This is a genomic window from Novosphingobium sp. YAF33, assembly GCF_052113265.1.
Lineage (GTDB): Bacteria > Pseudomonadota > Alphaproteobacteria > Sphingomonadales > Sphingomonadaceae > Novosphingobium.
Genome location: NZ_JBFRCW010000004.1, coordinates 66,362 through 84,969 on the forward strand (window position 1 = coordinate 66,362; position 18,608 = coordinate 84,969).

General features: G+C 66.4%; 15 protein-coding genes. 9 read left to right on the plus strand and 6 right to left on the minus strand.

The genetic code is table 11. The annotated features are described in order from the left end of the window. Positions 1-131 precede the first annotated feature (131 nt). Positions 132-410, plus strand: a complete 279-nt coding sequence (locus AB4Z00_RS09710) for a hypothetical protein (RefSeq protein ID WP_132266023.1) — start codon at positions 132-134, stop codon at positions 408-410. Between the two features lie 106 nt (positions 411-516). Then, positions 517-855 carry a transcription initiation protein gene (locus AB4Z00_RS09715; RefSeq protein WP_442045769.1) on the plus strand — a complete coding sequence of 113 codons (339 nt, stop codon included), beginning with the start codon at positions 517-519 and terminating at the stop codon, positions 853-855. A gap of 59 nt (positions 856-914) precedes the next feature. On the opposite strand, the gene AB4Z00_RS09720 is transcribed toward AB4Z00_RS09715, so the two are convergent. From AB4Z00_RS09720 to AB4Z00_RS09730, 3 genes are all read right to left on the minus strand, one after another. Then, on the minus strand, positions 915-1,310 hold the full coding sequence (locus AB4Z00_RS09720; protein ID WP_442045770.1) for a barstar family protein: 396 nt from the start codon (positions 1,308-1,310) through the stop codon (positions 915-917). 10 nt (positions 1,311-1,320) lie between these two features. After that, positions 1,321-2,622: a chloride channel protein gene (locus AB4Z00_RS09725; protein ID WP_442045771.1), complete on the minus strand. Its 1,302-nt coding sequence runs from the start codon at positions 2,620-2,622 to the stop codon at positions 1,321-1,323. Positions 2,623-2,890: 268 nt separating this feature from the next. Then, positions 2,891-4,954, minus strand: a complete 2,064-nt coding sequence (locus AB4Z00_RS09730) for a TonB-dependent receptor plug domain-containing protein (protein ID WP_442045772.1) — start codon at positions 4,952-4,954, stop codon at positions 2,891-2,893. A gap of 210 nt (positions 4,955-5,164) precedes the next feature. Here AB4Z00_RS09730 and AB4Z00_RS09735 point away from each other — a divergent pair, with 210 nt between their 5' ends. Then, complete coding sequence (locus AB4Z00_RS09735; protein ID WP_442045773.1) at positions 5,165-6,145, plus strand: cytochrome c peroxidase; 981 nt, start codon at positions 5,165-5,167, stop codon at positions 6,143-6,145. Positions 6,146-6,160: 15 nt separating this feature from the next. Here AB4Z00_RS09735 and AB4Z00_RS09740 read toward each other — a convergent pair whose 3' ends face one another. Then, positions 6,161-7,690 carry a UxaA family hydrolase gene (locus AB4Z00_RS09740; protein ID WP_442045774.1) on the minus strand — a complete coding sequence of 510 codons (1,530 nt, stop codon included), beginning with the start codon at positions 7,688-7,690 and terminating at the stop codon, positions 6,161-6,163. A gap of 69 nt (positions 7,691-7,759) precedes the next feature. On the opposite strand from AB4Z00_RS09740, the gene uxaC reads away from it, so the two are divergent. Continuing rightward, the gene (gene uxaC, locus AB4Z00_RS09745; RefSeq protein WP_442045775.1) at positions 7,760-9,205 is read left to right on the plus strand and encodes a glucuronate isomerase; all 1,446 of its coding nucleotides are present in this window, start codon (positions 7,760-7,762) and stop codon (positions 9,203-9,205) included. Further along, a complete protein-coding gene (locus AB4Z00_RS09750; RefSeq protein WP_442045776.1) occupies positions 9,202-10,635 on the plus strand; it encodes a mannitol dehydrogenase family protein in 1,434 nt (477 codons plus the stop codon). Before uxaC ends, AB4Z00_RS09750 begins: the two co-directional genes overlap by 4 nt. Positions 10,636-10,655: 20 nt before the next feature. Here AB4Z00_RS09750 and AB4Z00_RS09755 read toward each other — a convergent pair whose 3' ends face one another. Next, positions 10,656-11,690, minus strand: coding sequence for a LacI family DNA-binding transcriptional regulator (locus tag AB4Z00_RS09755; protein ID WP_442045777.1), 1,035 nt, complete (start codon positions 11,688-11,690; stop codon positions 10,656-10,658). A 244-nt stretch (positions 11,691-11,934) separates the two neighbouring features. Here AB4Z00_RS09755 and AB4Z00_RS09760 point away from each other — a divergent pair, with 244 nt between their 5' ends. Beyond that, positions 11,935-14,283, plus strand: coding sequence for a TonB-dependent receptor (locus tag AB4Z00_RS09760; protein ID WP_442045778.1), 2,349 nt, complete (start codon positions 11,935-11,937; stop codon positions 14,281-14,283). Positions 14,284-14,376: 93 nt separating this feature from the next. Here AB4Z00_RS09760 and AB4Z00_RS09765 read toward each other — a convergent pair whose 3' ends face one another. Then, positions 14,377-14,715: a DUF2322 family protein gene (locus AB4Z00_RS09765; protein ID WP_442045779.1), complete on the minus strand. Its 339-nt coding sequence runs from the start codon at positions 14,713-14,715 to the stop codon at positions 14,377-14,379. Between the two features lie 397 nt (positions 14,716-15,112). Between AB4Z00_RS09765 and AB4Z00_RS09770 the strand changes: the two genes are divergently transcribed. The 3 genes from AB4Z00_RS09770 (at position 15,113) to AB4Z00_RS09780 (ending at position 18,585) form a co-directional block, all read left to right on the plus strand. Continuing rightward, positions 15,113-16,741 (plus strand): hypothetical protein, encoded by a 1,629-nt coding sequence (locus AB4Z00_RS09770; RefSeq protein ID WP_442045780.1) that lies wholly within the window; start codon positions 15,113-15,115, stop codon positions 16,739-16,741. A gap of 162 nt (positions 16,742-16,903) precedes the next feature. Then, on the plus strand, positions 16,904-17,290 hold the full coding sequence (locus AB4Z00_RS09775) for a DUF2231 domain-containing protein (protein WP_442045781.1): 387 nt from the start codon (positions 16,904-16,906) through the stop codon (positions 17,288-17,290). After that, complete coding sequence (locus tag AB4Z00_RS09780; protein WP_431567180.1) at positions 17,287-18,585, plus strand: PQQ-dependent sugar dehydrogenase; 1,299 nt, start codon at positions 17,287-17,289, stop codon at positions 18,583-18,585. Before AB4Z00_RS09775 ends, AB4Z00_RS09780 begins: the two co-directional genes overlap by 4 nt. Positions 18,586-18,608 lie beyond the last annotated feature (23 nt).

The following is an 18,608-nucleotide window of genomic DNA, read 5'->3' on the forward strand; positions in this document are numbered from 1 at the left end:
GGCGCGCACTGCCTGTTGCCGTCCTTCCGCCAGAGTACGTCCCGCCTGACGGTCTTCCCGCCGCAGAGCATGAGCCTTGGCAGCGAAACTGCCCTAGCCGCGTTTTCCCTTTGGACATCAAGGAGAAATACATGCGGATTCCGAAGTTATCCCTCGCCGTGGCACTGATTGCAGGGAGCCTTGGCCTGGCTTCGCCGGCGAGCGCTCAGCATCATTACGACCGTCACGACCGTGTCGAACACCATCACGATGCCCGCCGCGACCATGCCCGCCGCGACGACCGCCGCTATCGTCCTGCGCCGCGCCGTCATGACGTCCGCCGCCGCCATTCGTATCGTCACTCCTATCGCCACGCCAGCCATTGCCGCACCGTATGGCGCCATCATCGCCGCGTGCGCGTCTGCCGCTAGGCCGTGAAAGCCCCCGGCCCGGTGCCGGGGGCTTCAGCCGACCATTCCCGCCGATGGCGCGATCGCGCGCTTGCCGGGCAGGGTCGTCGGAGGCATATTCGCCGGCATGACCAAGTACCTCATCTCCTTCCCGAGCGAGGCCATGGTGCTGACGCCGGACGAACTCGCGGTGGCCGCCAGGGAATCCCATGCGGTCATCGCCGCGGCCAAGGCCGCAGGAGTCTATGTTTTCGGCGGCGGAATAGAGGAGGACGTTCCCCCCGTGCTGGTTTCCGGCGAGGGAGGCGTGTCTTCGCGGATCTATCCCGGCAGCCGGTTGGACGGCGGGTTTACCGTTCTGGAATTGCCCAGCCGCGAGGAGGCTGAGCGATGGGCGGCCAGGATCGCTGCCGCCTGCCGCTGCGCGCAGGAACTGCGTGAATTCATGTACGATCCGGAAAGTTAGGCCGGAAAGCTAGGCCGGAAAGCTGGGCCGAAGAGAAACGCCGGCAGTCGGGCGCTCGCTCAAACGGGCACGATCTCGATATTGGGATGGTCGGCGAACACTTCCATCACGATGTCGAAGTAAGTCGTGCCGCGGCCTTGCTCCAGGGCCGTCAGTTGCCCGGCTATGGTTGAGCCATTGAACATCGTTCGCTGGCCCAGCCTTCCGCTCAGGAAGGCATGGGTGCATTCCGGCCCGAGGGCCGCGCGTGTCGCTGCCATGTCCTTCCAGCGCAAGGTGACTTTTTCGGCCCCCTGCATCGTGCCGTAGCCGCCGTAGAGCAGGTCGTTCAGGGCATCGAGGCTGTCTGCCAATCGCCAGGATTCCCCGGCCATGAAGACCCTGTTGATCTCGGCATAGAACGCGGGAATGTCCGTGATGACGCTTCCGTCGATCTCGAACTGTCGCGCTTCCATCGGATCGTTCTCAGGCGGCGCGTTGGAGGAACCGCTGGGAGAGCCCGTGATAGAGCTTTTCCTTGCAGACGAACTGGGCGGCGAAATCGCCGATCAGCGCAGAGGCGAGAAGCGGCATCATCAGGCCGCGGCTGGCGGTCGTTTCCGAGATGATGATCACGGCCGTCAGCGGCGCGCGCACGACACCGGTGAAATAGGCGACCATGCCCAGCAGGACGATCGCGCCCGGCGAATAGCCCGGAAAGATTCCGCGCAGAAGCTCGCCGATCCCGGCACCGATGGAGAGCGAAGGCGCGAAGATGCCGCCCGGCACGCCGGAGACGGCCGTCGCCAGTGTCGTCACGAACTTGGCCGCGCCGAACCAGACGGGCACGTTCTGGCCGGCGATGATGCCGTTTGCAGTATCGTAGCCGGTGCCCCAGGTCAGGCCGGTCGACACGCCGAGCGCGGCGACGATGGCGCCGCAGATCGCGGCGAACAGCACCGGGCGTGCGCGCAGCCAGCCCATCGGGCGCATGGTCGTGGTTCCTGCTCCCAGCATCAGCCGGGAGAACACGCCGCCGGCGATCCCGCCCAGGATGCCCGCGACCGGGGTGGCGATCAGCGCCTGCTGAAAGCCCAGCGTCTGGCGCATGGCGCCGAAGTAGATGTAGTCTCCCGCCAGCCCCAGGCTGACCATGCCCGCGATCAGCACGGCGGCCATGACCAGCAGCGTCATGCGCTGCTCGTAAGCTGCGGCCAGTTCCTCGATGGCGAAAGCCACACCGGCAAGCGGCGTGTTGAAGGCCGCGGCAACGCCCGCCGCGCCGCCTGCGATATAGACCGAAGACCGCAAGGGCACGCGCAGCATGCGGTGCATCCTGCCCATGATGGCTGCGGCGATCTGCACGGTCGGACCCTCGCGGCCGACCGAGGCGCCCACGAGAAGCGCGCCCACGGTCAGGAAGAACTTGGCAATGGCGGCGCGGGCGGACACCAGGGTGGACAGCGCCGCCTCCGGGTTCTTGGTCGCGGCCATCACCTGGGGAATGCCCGAGCCCTTGGCCAGAGGCGCGAAACGCAGCGTGATCCAGGCGATGGCGGCAAAGCCTGCAGGCGTCGCCAGCAGGGGCCCCCACCACCAGCGGGCTGCGAACATGTGGAACAAGGCGTTGGCTTTGTCCGCCATGTCCGCGAAGACCAGCGCCACCAGACCGACCAGCACGGCCCCGCCCACGATCGCCACGCGCCTGCGCCAGACCAATGCTTCCGGACCGTGACGGCGCAGGACCACGCGAAGTCGGCGAGGCAGCAGGCGGCTCGGTTTGATCACGGTGCGAGACTCTCTGATGAGCGAATGGGAGAGGGCGGGGAGCCCGGCCCTATTGAAGCGCTTCGCCCGGCCTGTCCACCCATGCAGGGCATTCGTTCCTGTCAATCGCAGCCTGGGTACGGCGCAACAGGCAGGAAGCACTGTGCTGGTCGCAGCCTTTCCTATTGGGCGCGCGCTTTCCTTTCCCACCGCGCCCGCTGCTCGACGCAGGCACGGGCATAAACGCCTGCTCCAGCCGGACCGTTACCGGCTGGAGCGTTCGGCGGCGTCAATACTTGTAGGCGAAGCTCAGGAAGAAGCTGCGGCCGGGTTCGGGGAAGCCATCGGTGAGCACGTAGTAATCGTCGAACAGGTTGCGCGCGCCGGCGCCGATCACGACGCCGCGGTAGACCTCGTAGTTCACGGAAATATTGGCCTGGAAATAGGCGCCCGTGCGGTAATAGCGCGTGCCAGCGGTGTTCACCGTCCAGCGGTCCGAGGCGATATCGGCATTGGGCAGGATATGCAGGCCGTCCAGAGGGGCCCAGTCGGCCCAGACGAACGCCTTGTGCGTAGGCACGCCGGTGGGCTGGAAGGCGGTGTTCGTCGGATCGTCGATATCGCGGTGGGTATACGTGTAGTTACCGCCGAGGCTGAGGGTGTCGCCAAGCGTCGCGGTCAGCGCGATCTCGCCGCCGTAATAGTTCCCGCTGCCGAGGTTGCGGCTCTGGGTTACGGGCTGCTGGTTGAAGATGGTCGGGAAGGCAACGATCACATCGTTCAGGTGCGAGTAGAATACAGCGGCCTCGGCGTGGAGCGGGCCGAAGTCGCGTGCTCCGCCGATCTCGTAATTGGTGGCGCGCTCGGCCTTGAGGTCGGGGCTGGAGGTCGCTCCGCCGAAGCGCGAACTGAAGCGCTCGAAAATCGTCGGGAAGCGGGCGCGCGAGGAAATGCCGGCATGGAGGCTGGTGGCCGGATCCGGTGTCCAGACCAGCTGTGCCTGCCCATTGAGCGCCTGGCCGTTGTGCAGCGGATATTCGATCAGCGCATTGCTGGCGTAGTCTTCCGCCCGGGTAAGATTGCGCCAGTCGAAGCTGACGCCGGCGGTGAGGGCCAGCGCGGGGCTGAAGGCAAGGTGGTTTTCGGCCGCGATGCTGTAGGTTTCCTCGATGCTGGTCTGCTTCGGCTCGGTCGTGCCGATACCGTTGGCGAAGCTCTCCTGCCATTCGACATGCTTGTCGCGGCGGTAATGCGCGGCCACGCTGAAGCGGTCGGCCTCGCTCACGTCCACGTCGAGCTGCGCCGATCCGCCCCAGGCCTTGTCGGCGTAATAGCTGTTGAAGGCGCGCGGGCGCGTCTGGGTGGTTTGGCTGGCATCGTCGAAAGCGCGCAGCAGGTTGTCGAAGCTGTTGCGGTAGACGCGGGTCTTCAGCGTCGCCAGATCGCCCAGCGCCGTGGTGGAGAGGAAGTAGATGCTGTCGATGTTCCAGTAGGGCCACGACCAGTTGCGCTGGGATGCGGCAGTGTCGGTGATGTGCAGCGGCGCGTTCTTGGCGCCTTCCTGACGGGTATAGCTCAGCGAATATTCGTCAGTGGCATTGGGCGTGAAGCCCAGCTTGGCATTGACGCGCCAATCCTCGGTGCGCGAGAAATCGCGGTGGCCGCCGTCTTCCGCCGATCCGGCGCTGGGCTCATAGCTCCCGGGCAGGTCCCAGTGGTCGGTGAAGTTGCGGGTGTAGCTGGCCTGTGCGTACCACTTGTCCTGCCGCGTGCCGAGCAGGGCAAACACGTTGTAGCCTGCATATTCGGCCTCGCGGCCCAGGTTCAGCGTGCCGCGTGCCTCGGCCTCGATCGGCTGAGAGGGCTTTCGCGTCACCAGGTTGATCGCCCCGCCCATTGCGCCGGGTCCGTCCAGAACGGATGCATAGCCCTTGGCCACCTGTACTTGCGCAATGTCGCCGGTGAGGAAGCGCCCATAGTCGAGCCTGCCGTCTGCCGGCAGGTAGACGCGGATACCGTCGATGGAGAGCGGCACCTGGTAGCGGTCGAAACCGCGCACGTTGATCAGGCGCTCATTGCGCGATCCGCCGCTGTTCGACGAGGACACGCCGGGCATGAGGTTGACCGCATCGTCCAGGCTGTTGCGCTGGAACAGCCGCATGGCATCGGCGTCAAGCGTGGTGGAGGATATCGTCGGCGTCGATTCCGTTGGCGCAGTGACGATGATCTGGCCCAGCGTAAAGGCATCGTCCCGACCTGAAGTCGTGCTCGTCTGCGCCAGAACAGGCACCGAGACCGACAAGGAAAGGGCGCAGGAAAAAGTAACCGCAAGCGCGGAAGCGGAACGTATCAAGGAAACCCCCATTTTTTGACCTGTCGCCGTCCCGGCGATTCGCTGTATCCGGTCGTATATAGCTTTGCCGCGCCGTAAAGCATAATGACGCCGGGGTTAGACGATGAGGATTGGCGATGGCGGCATGCGAAGAGGGAACGGACATCGGACCGAATTTCATGACTTGCGCATCCCGCCCGTCACCCGTCGCTCGCCCGTCCTGAGGCTGCGATGCGATACGGGGTGATCGGCCTCCTGCTGCTGGCCACGGCCGTTTCGGGCGCCCTGGCCGGGGAGCCCGGCGCGTGGAATTGGGGCGCGGACGCACCGCCGATCCCCGCCGACAATCCGATGAGCGCGGTCAAAGTCGAACTGGGGCGGCGCCTGTTCTACGATGCCGACCTTTCGATCAACGGCACGATGTCCTGCGCGACCTGTCACGAGCAGCACCACGCATTCGCGGACGGAAATCGCACCCATGCCGGAGCGCTGGACGATCCGGGGCGGCGCAATGTGCCCGCGCTCCAGAACCTCGCCTGGCTTTCGCCGCTGACCTGGGCCGATCCGCGGCAGGCCACGCTGGAGGCGCAGGCCTCGGTGCCGATCCTGGGCGAGCACCCGGTCGAGATGGCGATGAAGGGGCAGGAAGCGGAACTGTCCCGGCGGCTCGGCCGCGATCCCTGCTATCGGACCCTGTTCCGCAAGGCCTTTCCGCAATCCCGGGGGCGGATCGACTATGCCGACGTGGTGAGGGCGCTGGCTGCTTTCGAACGGACGCTGGTTTCCCGCGGCAGCGCCTGGGATCGTTTCGAGAGCGGGGAGAAAGACGCGCTTTCAAGCCAGGCGCGGCAGGGGCTGACCACCTTCAGGCGCGACTGCGCGGGGTGCCACGCGGGGGCCGATCTCACGGACGCGAAGTTCCACAGGATCGGTCCGGTCGGCGCCGATCCCGGGCTTGYGGAGATATCCGCCTCTCCGGAAGACCTGGGCCGCTTCCGCACGCCCGGTCTGCGCAATGTTGCCGTGACGGCTCCTTACCTGCACGACGGTTCGGCGGCGACGCTGGCCGATGCGATCGCGGCGCACGGACAAGCCGTCCAGAGCGCGGACATGCCGCCGCTGCTCGCCTTCCTGGAGAGCCTTACCGACCACAGCTTCCTGACCAATCCGCAGTTTTCGCTGCCGATGGAGGCTTGCGGGAAGCCTTTGTGATTCCCGGCGTGGGCGCTAAAGCGTGACGCCGCGTTTCCAGATGCCGATGGCCCGCTCGTCGTTGCTTTCGTTGCGCGCGGGTTCGCCGCTGGCCACCGCGAGGATCCGGTCGAGCAGCGCCTCTGCCGCCATTTCCATGCCCTGTTCCAGAGCGATGCCGGCATCGAAATCGATCCAGCCGGGCTTGCGCGCGGCAAGGTCGTGATTGGAGGCGATCTTCATCGTCGGCACCGGGCTGCCCAGCGGTGTACCGCGGCCGGTCGAGAACAGCGTGATCGTTGCGCCCGCCGCCGCCAGCGCAGTGGTGGACACGGCGTCGTTGCCCGGACCTTCCAGCACCGTCAGGCCGCCTTGCGCCCGCAGCGGCGAGATACGCTCGCCATAGCCGATCACGTCGCGCACGGGGGCGAGGCCGCCCTTCTGCACGGCGCCCAGCGACTTTTCCTCCAGCGTGGTAATCCCGCCGGCGATATTGCCGGGGCTGGGATTTTCCGAGACCGGTTCGCCGTGATCGAGGAAGTAGCGCTTGAACCCGTTCACCAGCGCGGAGAGGCTGTCGAACACTTCCTGGCTGGTGGCGCGTTCCAGCAGCAGGTTCTCGGCGCCGAAAACTTCGGGAATCTCCGTCAGGATCGCGGCGCCGCCGGCCTGGGTGACGGCATCGGCCATCAGGCCGATCAGCGGGTTGGCGGTCAATCCGCTCATGGCATCGGAGCCGCCGCATTTCACGCCCAGGCGCAGCGCCGATAGGGGCACGTCTTCACGGCTGTCGCCTGCCATCTCGGCCAGAAGCTCGGCAATCAGGGCTTGGCCGGCGGAGAACTCGTCCGTTTCGGACTGGGCGCGTAGGACCCGCAAGCGCGAACGGCGCGCTTCGGGAATGCGTTCCAGCAATGCATCGAGCTGGTTCGATTCGCAGCCCAGCCCCAGCAGCAGCACGCCGCCGGCATTGGGGTTGAGCGCCAGCGAGGCGAGGATCGCGGCAGTGCCGTCCAGGTCCGCGCCAAGCTGCGAGCAGCCGAAGGGATGGTTGAAGGCGTGGACGCCCTCTGCCCCCTCCGGTCCCGCCACCATTCCGGCATTCGCCTGGGCGGCCAGTCGCTCGCCCAGGCGGCCGACGCAGCCCACCGTGGGCAGGATCCAGAGTTCGTTGCGCGTGCCGACGCTGCCGTCGGCACGCCGATAGCCGCGGAAGGTGCGCTCCGCGTTCGTGCTTGCGCCTGCTGCGGCAGGGCCGGGGCCGGCAAAGGCATAGGCTTTCTCACCTGCCAGGGCCGTGCTCAGATTGTGCGAGTGGACGTGCTCTCCCACCGCGATGTCGCGCGTGGCCAGGCCGATCGGGGCGCGGTAACGGTGGACGGCTGCGCCGGCGGCGATCGGCGCGACGGCGAACTTGTGGCCCGCGGGAATGGGATCGCGCAAGGTGACATGAAGGCCCGGCAGGCGGATTTCCCGGCCCGCATCGAGCGGGTGCAGGGCGACGGCGACATCGTCTTCCTGAGCAATTCGAACGGCATCGACGGAGGGGGCAAGTGTCTCGATCATAGCCCGACGATACGCCATTGCCAGCGCTGGCACAACTCGATATTCGGACGGCAGCCAAGGAGATTCCGGATGCCGCAGCTTTCGCTTCACCCCGACCGCCTGTTCCCCGCCGATCCCGACACGCGGGCCATTGCGCGCGAACTCTATGCGCAAGTGGCGGGGTTGCCGATCGTCAGCCCGCACGGGCACACCGATCCCGCGTGGTTCGCTTCCGATGCCGCCTGGACCAATGCGACCGAGCTTCTGCTGGCCCCCGACCACTACCTGTTCCGCATGCTCTATTCGCAGGGGATCGACCTCGATGCGCTGGCGGTGCCGCGCAAGGGCGGGCTTCTGCCCGATACCGATCCGCGCGAGGCCTGGCGCCTCTTCGCCGCGAACTGGCACTTGTTCCGAGGGACGCCTTCCAGCATGTGGCTGGACCATGTCTTCGCCGAAGTCTTCGGCATCGCGGTCACGCTGGATGCCGGTTCGGCGGACCATTACTACGACACGATAGCAGAGGCGCTGGCCTCGCCCGCATTCCGGCCGCGCGCGCTGTTCGAGCGGTTCAACATCGAACTGCTTGCCACCACCGAAGGCGCGGGCGACGATCTGAAGCACCACAAGGCGATCCGCGCTTCGGGCTGGAAAGGCAATGTGGTCACTACCTATCGCCCGGATTCGGTGATCGATCCCGAGCACGATTCCTTCGCGCGCGATCTTGCCCGGTTCGCACAGCTCTCGGGCGAGGACGTGGGGAGCTGGCAGGGCTACCTTGCCGCACACCGCAAGCGCCGCGCCGATTTCCGGGAGATGGGCGCCACGGCGACCGACCACGGTTTCCTCAGCGCGCGCACCGCCGACCTCTCCACTGCGGCGTGCGAGGCGCTGTTCGCCAAAGTCATGGGCGGCAAGGCCGATGCCGCGGAAGCCGAGCTGTTCCGGGCGCAGATGCTCACCGAGATGGCGCGGATGAGCCTGGAGGACGGCATGACCATGCAGATCCACCCCGGCGCCACACGCAACCACAACGCGCGTCTCTTCGCCAGCCACGGCCGAGACAAGGGGGCGGACATTCCACGCGGCACCGAATATGTGGAGGCGCTGCGCCCGATGCTCGACCTGTTCGGCAACGAGCCCGGTCTTACCGTCATTCTCTTTACCCTGGACGAGACGACTTACGCGCGGGAACTGGCGCCGCTCGCGGGCCATTACCCCGCCTTGCGCCTTGGCCCGGCCTGGTGGTTCCACGATAGCCCGGAGRGCATGCGCCGCTTCCGCGAAATGACCACGGAGACCGCAGGCTTCTACAATACGGTAGGGTTCAACGACGATACCCGCGCGTTCCTGTCGATCCCGGCACGGCACGACGTGGCGCGCCGCATCGACTGCGGCTTCCTGGCGCGGCTGGTTGCTGAGCATCGCCTGGCGGATTGGGAAGCGGCAGAGTTGGCGCAGGAACTGACCCTGGGTCTCGTGCGCAAGGCCTATGGCCTGGAGGCCCCGGCCTCGCGCGTGGTGGAACTGGCGTGACCCGCCTTTCGCAAGCCTCGCTGGCCGCGCTGCCGGGCTCGGTCGCGGCGCCGCGGTACGACCGCGCGGCCGTGCGGCCGGGCGTCGTCCACTTCGGGCCGGGCGCCTTCCACCGCGCCCATCAGGCGGCTGCATTCGATACGCTGCTGGCTCAAGACCCTCGCTGGGGACTGACCGGGGTCAGCCTCCATTCGCGCGGCGTTGCCGATGCGCTGAACCCGCAGGATGGGCTCTACACCCTGGCGCGCCTCGATGCGGAGACCGACTACCGCGTGATCGGCGCGATCGGCCGGGTGCTCACGCGCGACGATCCCGCTGCGATCCTGGCGGCCCTGGTCCATGCCGATACGCGCATCGTCAGCGCGACCGTGACCGAGAAGGGCTACTGCCTCGCCGCGTACGGCACGCTCGATTTCGCCAGCCCTGCCATCGCCGCGGACCTCGAAGCCGCGCGGTCCGGAGACTGGACGCCGTCATCCTTCACCGGCTGGCTGGTGCGCGGGCTTCAGGGCCGCCGTCTTGCAGGGCTGCCCGGCGTGACCGTGCTCTGCTGCGACAATCTCTCGGACAATGGCCGCAAGCTGGAAGCCGCGACCCTGGCGCTGGCGGAGGCGGTCGACCCCGAGACCGCGCGCTGGATCGCCGATCATGCGGCGTTCCCGAATGCCATGGTCGATTCCATCACGCCCGCCACTGACGACGCCCTGCGCAGCCGTGTCGCCGCAGCGATAGGGCAGGAGGACGCCTGGCCCATCCAGCGCGAGCGCTTCACGCAGTGGGTGATCGAGGACCGTTTCGCCGGGGAGCGCCCCGCGCTCGACGTGGCGGGGGTGACTTTCACCGGAGACGTTCGCCCCTTCGAAACCGCCAAGTTGCGCCTGCTTAACGGCGCCCATTCCTCGCTGGCCTATATCGGCCTGGGGCGCGGGCTGGAAACGGTGGCCGAAGCCATGGCCGACCGGGAACTCGCCGCATTTGCCGAGCGCCTGATGCGCGAAGATATCGCGCCATCGGTCTCCGCCCCGGCAGGGCTGGACCTGCAGGCCTATATCTCGGACATTCTGGCCCGCTTCGCCAATCCCGCGATCCGCCACCTGCTTTCCCAGATCGCCTGGGACGGATCGCAGAAGCTGCCCTATCGCCTGCTGGACACGGTGCGCGCCGCTCTTGCAGCGGGCCGCCCGGTCGCGCGGCTGGCGCTGCCCATCGCCGCCTGGCTGCGCTTCCTGGCCGCCGCCGCGCGTGAGGGCCGGCCGATCACCGATCCGTTGTCGGGTCCGCTGCTCCAGCGCGCCGAAGACTGGCGGGCGGTGCTGGCCATGCGCGAGGTTTTCGGCGAACTCGGCGCGGACCCCCGCTTCGTCGGCGCGGTGGAGGCCGGCCTCGCAGGATTGGCGGCGGGACGTCTCGACCCTGCCTGCGTCCACTGAAAGGGGCGGCCCTGTCGGCGTCAGGCCGGGGCGGGTCCCGTGGACTCGGCGGGCACGAGTTCCAGCGCATGGGGCATGGTCGGTGCTGCCGCATTGCCTTCGATCCGTGCGATCAGTTGCCCGGCGGCGCTGGCCGCCATTTCACCGAAAGGGCGCAGGACCGAGGTGAGGGCAGGGGTCAGCATGCGCGTGAGGATGCTGCCGTCGAAACCGACGATGGAGAGCTGGCCGGGCACCGCGATCCGGCGCGTCGCGGCCACTTTCATGACCCCAGCGGCCATGATGTCATTGGCCGCGAAGATGGCGGTGGGGCGCGGCTCCCGGCTCAGCAGCTCTTCCGCCGCGAGGACGCCCGAGGCGAAGCTGTAGTCTCCCGAGGTTTCCGCCAGCGAGATCCCCGCCTGGTTCGCGATTTCGCCCAGGAAGCCCGTGCGCCTTTCCTGCGCGGAGGCGACCCCCTCCGGCCCGTTGACGAGGCCCAGGGCGCGGTGGCCCAGGCCGAGCAGATGGCGCGCCACTTCGGCACCGGCCTGTCGTTCCTCGCTGAGGACCACGCCTGCAAATCCCTCGATCGGGATGGATGACAGCGCGACGGCAGTGACGGGACAGGTATCCAGCGCTTCGGGCAGGCCCGGTACGCCCGAGACCGGCGGCAAGAGGATGATGCCGTCAACTCTCGACCTGTCGATGAAGGCCAGGACGTCGTCGATGACGGCGTCATCCTGATCGGGGCAGGCGTGGACCACCAGTTCGTAGCCGTTCGGCGATGCCACTCTGGCGATCCCGCGCTGGATGGAATCGAGCACCAGCGCGTTCTGGTCGTTATGCACCAGCCCGATCAGGAACGAGCGGCGCATGGCCAATGCCCTGGCGCCCCGGCTCGGCTTGAAGTTGAGCCGGTCGATGATGTCCTCGATCGTCTTGCGGGTGTTCTCGTTGACCTTGGGCGACTTGTTGAGGACGCGGGACACCGTGCGGATCGAAACGCCCGCGGCGGCGGCGACATCGTCGATAGTGGGCTCGCCGCCTGGGGATCGCGCTTCCGGTGCTTTCATCGCCTGTCGTGTAATGGCCTGCGGGCGGCGATCAAGGGCTTTCCCAAGTCGGCGCCGGCACCTGCGCCCGCACATCCGAACAGACATGGTCGTTTTTCGGCCGCACTGACGACGCTCGGGAAGTTTTACTGATTTATTTCCGCATTGTAGCGAAACCGTCACCAATCCGTGAAATAGGCCCGCTCCGGAAAGTTGCCGGCGCCGTGAACTCGTCGCGGCGCTTTCGCATCCAAGGGGGGTATAAGTGTTGAACAAGTCCGTTGTCACGTTGGCGGTTGCTGCCGGCTTTACAGTATTCGCGCCCGGAATGGCCCAGGCGCAGGATACCGCGCCCAGTGACGCGGATGGCAGCGAATTCGGCGATATCGTCGTGATCGGCAGCGGCCAGACCCGCTCGGTCTCGACCCTGCTGCCCGCCAACCTCGAAGCCCTGCCGCCGGGTACCAGCGTGCAGAAGGCGCTGAACTTCCTGCCGGGCGTGAGCGCGCAGTCGATCGACGCGCTGGGCGTCAACGAGCAGTCCCTTTCGCTGCAGGTGCGCGGTTTCAGCACTACCCACCTCGGCTATACGCTGGACGGCATGCCGCTGGGCGACGGCGCCTACAACAACTACAACGGCCTTTCGATCAGCCGCGCGTTGATTTCCGAGAACCTCGGCCGGGCCGACCTGGCGACGGGCATCGCCGGCCTTGGCATCCCTTCGACCAGCAACCTTGGCGGCGCGCTGACCTATTTCAGCAGCGATCCGCATCAGGACATCGGCCTGACGGTAAGCCAGACGGTCGGTAGCGAAGATACCCTGCGCACTTTCGCGCGCTTCGACACCGGCGAGCATGGCGGGTTTTCGGCCTATGTCTCCGGCCACTACAGCGAACAGGACCTGTTCGTGAACCAGCGCGCCTATAACAAGTCGACCGGCAAGCAGTTCAACGGCAAGGCGAAGTACGCCTTCACCGGCGGCACGATCACTGCCTTTGCCGACATCTCGCGCACCAACCAGGCCGACGATGCCTACCTCTCCAAGGAAATGCAGGGTCGACTCGGCTGGGACTGGGGCGGCTATGCGCCCGACTGGCAGTCGTACCTCGACCGCGCCTATTGCTCGGTGACGGGACCGACTGCGCCCACCAAGTGCGTTGCCGCGCCTTCACCGCAGAAGAACTCGGACGTGACCTTCACTAACGGTCAGATCCTGCGCAATGACAACTTGTTCTACCTCGCCGGCGATTTCGACATCACCAAGGCGATCAAGGCCCGCGTCCAGGTCTATCACCATACCGACAAGGGCGCCGGCAACAACTGGATCGTCGGCTGGTCCAAGCAGGGCACGGCGACCACTGCCGATGACGTGCCGGTGCAGATCCGCGACACGCGCTATACCATCAACCGTACCGGCGGGCTCGGCAGCCTGAGCTGGGACGTGGGCTTCAACCAGTTCCAGGCCGGCTTCTGGATCGAGGAAAACAAGAGCAGCGCCGCGCGCTACATCTGGACCAACGTGACCGGCCCGTTCGACATCGGGCAGTTCCTGGAGGGCCAGCCGGATACGGCGCAGTGGGTGCAGGAAACGAAGTGGAAGACCCGCCAGTTCTACGTGCAGGACACGATCAAGCTGCTGGATGACGCGCTCACCGTCGACTTCGGCTTCAAGGGGACGTACTCCCGCTCGGACGCCGAGGCGCAGGACGGCATCGCCAAGACCCCGCCGCCGGCCTCCAGCCAGTTCGCCACCGGCTCGCTGACGGCCAAGGACTTCTTCCTGCCCGAAATCGGCCTGCACTGGCAGGTCGCCCCGCAGCACGAACTCTTCGCCAGCTATGCCGAGAACATGGCCATGTTCCAGGGCGGCTTCAAGCTGGGCCCGCAGTCCGTCTCGCAGACCGTGTGGAACGCGCAGGGCAAGACCCTGAAGCCCGAGACCTCGAAGAGCGTCGAAGGCGGCTACCGCTTCGTCAGCARCCAGTTGCAGGTCGCGCTCAGCGGCTATTGGGTGAAGTTCGACAACCGCCTGCTCCAGTACAATCCCTGCCCGACCAACCAGCAGCAGAATCCGGGCTGCGGCAACTCGTTCCACAATGCCGGCAGCGTCACCAGCAAGGGCGTGGAACTGGGCGTGCTGTGGAAGCCGCTGCCCTGGCTGAACTGGTACAACTCGGCCTCGTACAACAAGTCCACGTATGACGACGATCTGAACTGGTGCACCGGCGCGACTTGCGTCATCAAGGCGACCGCGGGCAAGCAGCAGGTCGATACGCCCAAGGAAATGCTGGCGAGCGTCCTGTCGGTGAAGCAGGACGGCTTCTCCGCTTCGGTACAGGGCAAGTATACCGGTCGCCGGTACTATACCTATACCAACGACCAGAGCTTCGGTGGCTATGTCACCGTGGACCTCGGCCTTGGCTACGACTTTGGCGACTTCGGACCGCTGAAGGGCGCGAAGCTCTCGCTGAACGTGACCAATCTGACCAACAAGCGCTATGCGTCGAACTTCGACAACAGCGTCTTCGCACCGGACGATGTCAACGGAACCATCCTCGTGTTCCACTCCTCGGCACCGCGCCAGGTCTTCGGTACGCTGGGCGTCAGCTTCTGATGCGATAGGAGTCCTTTCGGGCGGATTTCAACGGCCTTCCCCGCCATGGCGGGGGAGGCCGTTTTCGCATGTGGCCGAGGGTGCGCCCTGCCATCAGCCGGCGGCGGAGATCACCTCGATACGCAGGGGAGCACCGCCCGCGGCGATGTCGAGCAGGAGGTCGACATTCGGATGGGCGCCGGGCCGGCTGCGCGCGTCGGGGGTGTGTTCGGCGAAGATAGCCAGGCCATGCTCGGCCGCAGCCGCATCGAGCGCACCGAAGGACTGCTTCAGGTAGTTGTAGACGGCCAGGGAGCCTTGCTTGCCCGGCTGGTTCTCGATCCCGGCGACGACCGCGCCGGTTTCGTCGAGCAGGTCGATGCGCTGAATGCCGTGGATCGGCGGCAGTTGCTGGAGATTATCCTTGAAGGCGGCGGCGGGTTGGATCGTCAAAGCCGTGTCTTTCGTGTTTCCGGGTGAATGGCGCGGGCCTCTAACACCTTCCCACTCCGCCCGCCAAGGCGGCAGTCGATGCTGGCCCCTCGCAGGCCCTCCACATGAACCCGCGCCATACGCAGCGGAAATCGGGTTGAGATAGGCGGCAGGACCAGCCCCTTCGTTGGGTCCGTTGGCCAATTCACGCAAACAAGTTTCCCATTCGCGAACCGCGAACGGGAAAAGCGGCTGAAAAGCGAAGGATTTGCAAGGGGTTCGACCCGCTAACGCAATCGTTCTTGCCAGCGAACCGCCATTTGCGAAGCCTCTGCCACGCCATGCTCGAAAACGCGGGGCACAATTCATGGCAATCATGAGGCAGGCGCAGCCACCGCGCCGACTGGAGAATGAAACAATGGCTGTCGCATCACGCGTATTGCTGCTGGGCAGCGCGATATTCCTCATCGCTGCCGATGCCGCGGCAGAGCCGCAAAATCCCGATCCCATCGGCCGGGTCGATCTGGCCACCGTTCCTTTTGCCCAGGGCGAGCAGCTGATTTCGGCGACGTACACGCCCTCCGGCAAAGTCCTCGTCGCCTATCGAAGCCATGCCGGCGGCGACGAGCGGGACCTGACGCTGGCGACGATGAACGACGACGGCAGCGCCCTCCGGCCGTTCTTCTCGGGACGGATCCCCGAGCGCCCGAAGGACAACGGCCTTCGCTTCATGGTCTTTCCCGACGATCGCCGGATATTCCTCGGCGACTTCGTGATCGAATGCGCGACGCCGCTGGAGACTTGCGAAAAGGCCGGATTGATCCCGGTGCTCTACCCGTCCGAAATCGCGGACGGCGATCATATCGCCCATCGCTGGTCGGAAATGGTGATCGCCCCTGACAATCGGCACGTCGCCTGGACGACGCTCTTCGCGAATTTCTCCGCGGCCGTGTTCACGGGGACCTTGCAGCGGCAAGGCGACAGCTACCGGATCACCGCGCCGCGCATCGTCAGCACGCGCGAACCTTTCGCCGCGGACCCGCGCCATGCCGATGGGGTGATCCCGCAGCCTGTCCGCGGCGGCGAAGTGAAGCAGTTCGTGCGCGGCGGCACGGCGCTCTCGCTGGTGGGGGCGATCAGGCGCGACTTGCCGGACTCGGTCACGCTGGACCTGGCGAGCGGCGGCCTTCAGGCCGTCACCGATACGCCTGGCTATACCGAAACCACCATCTTCTCGCCGGACGAACGGCTGGGGCTGACGATGACGACGCGGTTTTCGGCGCAGACCGACCCGGCCATCCTGGGCCTGATGCCGCGGCCCTATCCCGCCGCGCTCAACATGGGGCTGAGCATGTTCGCCTATACTTATGCCGTTACCGGCGTGCGCAGTTCGCGTGAGGGCAGCATAGGTCCAGCGCTCGTCGATATCGCCGCCTCGCAGCGACAGGACGGCTACCTCGGCAAGGACCTGGGCACCGAGGCGGGCTGGGTGTTCAACTCGCCGCTGTCCTGGAATCCGGATGGCAAAAGGGGAATGTGGATCGAGAACCGCAGGGGCAGTTCCACGAAGCGCATCCGCATGGTGCGGCTGCCCGAATACCGGCCCGGCCCCGCGGTGAAGGCGCGCGCGACGCCCGAACGGATGGCCTATGCGTCTTCCGATATGACCGAAGTTCCGAAACTGGCCGATCAGGCGAAGGCGGTGAACGTGAAGGTCTATGGCCGGACCTCCGGGTACATCGCCTATGAACGGACAGCGGCGACGATCTCCAAGACCTATGTCGATTTCAGCGACGATGGCGCCGCCGTCTACAACGGCCGCGAGACCACGCATGTTCATCCCGCGGGTGCATCGACCTATGAGGCCGACATCGTTCTAGCCGGTCCGAAGCCCGGTGAGATGAAGCTGAAAGTGACTTTCGGGCCGCTTTCGGGCGCGCGGCCCAGCGCGATCGACTTCTCGCGCGACGGGCAGGGCCAGCCGCGCAGTGGCGGCTTCGCCAGCTATGCCGGCCAGCGGCTGGAGGTGACCAGCCTGGTGCCATGAGCAGGACCGACGGCCCGCGACGAAACAAAACGGCATACCGGGCATTTGCAGGAGCGATACTTATCCCTTCCCATCGGGAGATTCACCTTGCTCAGTGCGCAGCCGGCCGTCCGGCCTATCCGTCCGCTTCGCCGGTCGCTTCATCCGCTTCACGCGCTGTTGATGGCCTTTCCAGTCGCGCTGTTTCCCAGCGCGCTGCTGTCCGACGTGACCTACGTGAAGACCGCGCAGATCCAGTGGACCAACTTCTCCGCCTGGCTGATTACCGGCGCGCTGCTGCTCGGCGGGTTTGCACTGCTCTGGAGCGCCATCGCCACCTGGGCCGCGCGGGAGCGGGTGGAGCGGCGCCATAACGGCGTGGTGACGGTGCTGCTGGCGCTCGCGTGGATCGCGGGGCTGTTCAACGCCTTCCAGCACAGCCATGATGGTTGGGCTTCGGTGGGAACGATGGGCGTGGTGCTCTCGGTTCTGAGCACGATCCTCGCGCTTGCCGCGGGCTGGGTGGGCCATTCGCAAGGCCGCGTTCTGGCAGTGGAGGCAGGCCGATGATCTTTCGCCATATCGCCATCGGCGCATCGGCGCTGGCGCTCGCGGCTTGCGGTAGCAGCAATCCCGATCTCGACCAGACCGGCGCGCAGCCGGACCTGCCGAAGCAGCGGCAGACCCTGTTGCCGCCCATGAACATCGCCACTCCGGCGGGCTGGAACGGTGAAGCGCCCAGGGCGCCGGCCGGCTTTGCCGTCACCGCCATCGCCACCGGGCTCAAGGTGCCGCGCCAGATCCTGGTGCTGCCCAATGGCGACATCCTCGTGGCGGAAGGCATGGGCGGCCAGGACGCGCCGACCGTGCGGCCCAAGGACGTGATCGCCGGCTACATCAAGTCCATGGGCAAGACCTCGGTGAAGGGCGGCAACCGCGTGACCTTGCTGCGCGACACCAATGGCGACGGCAAGCCGGACTTGCGCACCGAATTCGCGACCGGGCTCAACGCGCCCTACGGCCTCGCCTATGCCGACGGGAACATCTACGTGGCGGATCAGGATGCGGTGATCCGCTTCCCCTATCGCGACGGCATGACCCGCGCGGAAGGTCCGGGCGTGGAACTCGTGAAGCTGCCTTCGCGCATCAACCATCACTGGACCAAGGCGATGACGGCCTCTGCCGATGGTTCGAAGCTCTATGTCGGCATCGGCTCCAACAGCAATATCGGCGAGCGCGGCCTCGACGTGGAGCAGGACCGGGCGCAGATCTGGGAAATCGACCGGCAGACGGGCGCGCACCGGACCTATGCTTCCGGCGTGCGCAATCCCACGGCGATGGCCATCAATCCCGCCAATGCCCAGCTCTGGACAGTGGCCAACGAGCGCGACGAACTGGGCCCGCAACTGGTACCGGACTATCTCACTTCCGTGCGCGATGGGGGCTTCTACGGCTGGCCCTATAGCTACTGGGGGCAGAACGTGGACCCCCGCGTCCATCCGCAGAAGCCTGCCATGGTGCGTGCGGCGATCCGTCCCGACTATGCGCTGGGATCCCATGTCGCCGCGCTGGGGCTGTCCTTCGTCACGGGAACGGGCCTCGGCGGCAACTTCGCGCAAGGGGCCTTCGTCGGCGAGCACGGCAGCTGGAACCGGCAGGACCTCTCCGGCTACAAGGTGGTCTGGGTGCCCTTCGCCAATGGCCGCCCCTCCGGCAAGCCGCAGGACTTCCTGACCGGCTTCATCAAGGACGGCCATGCCCGCGGTCGACCGGTGGGCGTCGCCTACGATCCGGTGGGCGGAGCGCTGCTGGTGGCCGACGATCTTTCGAACACCGTCTGGCGCGTGGCGCCTGTCCGGCCCTGACACTTCCTGGCCGCCGCCTGCGC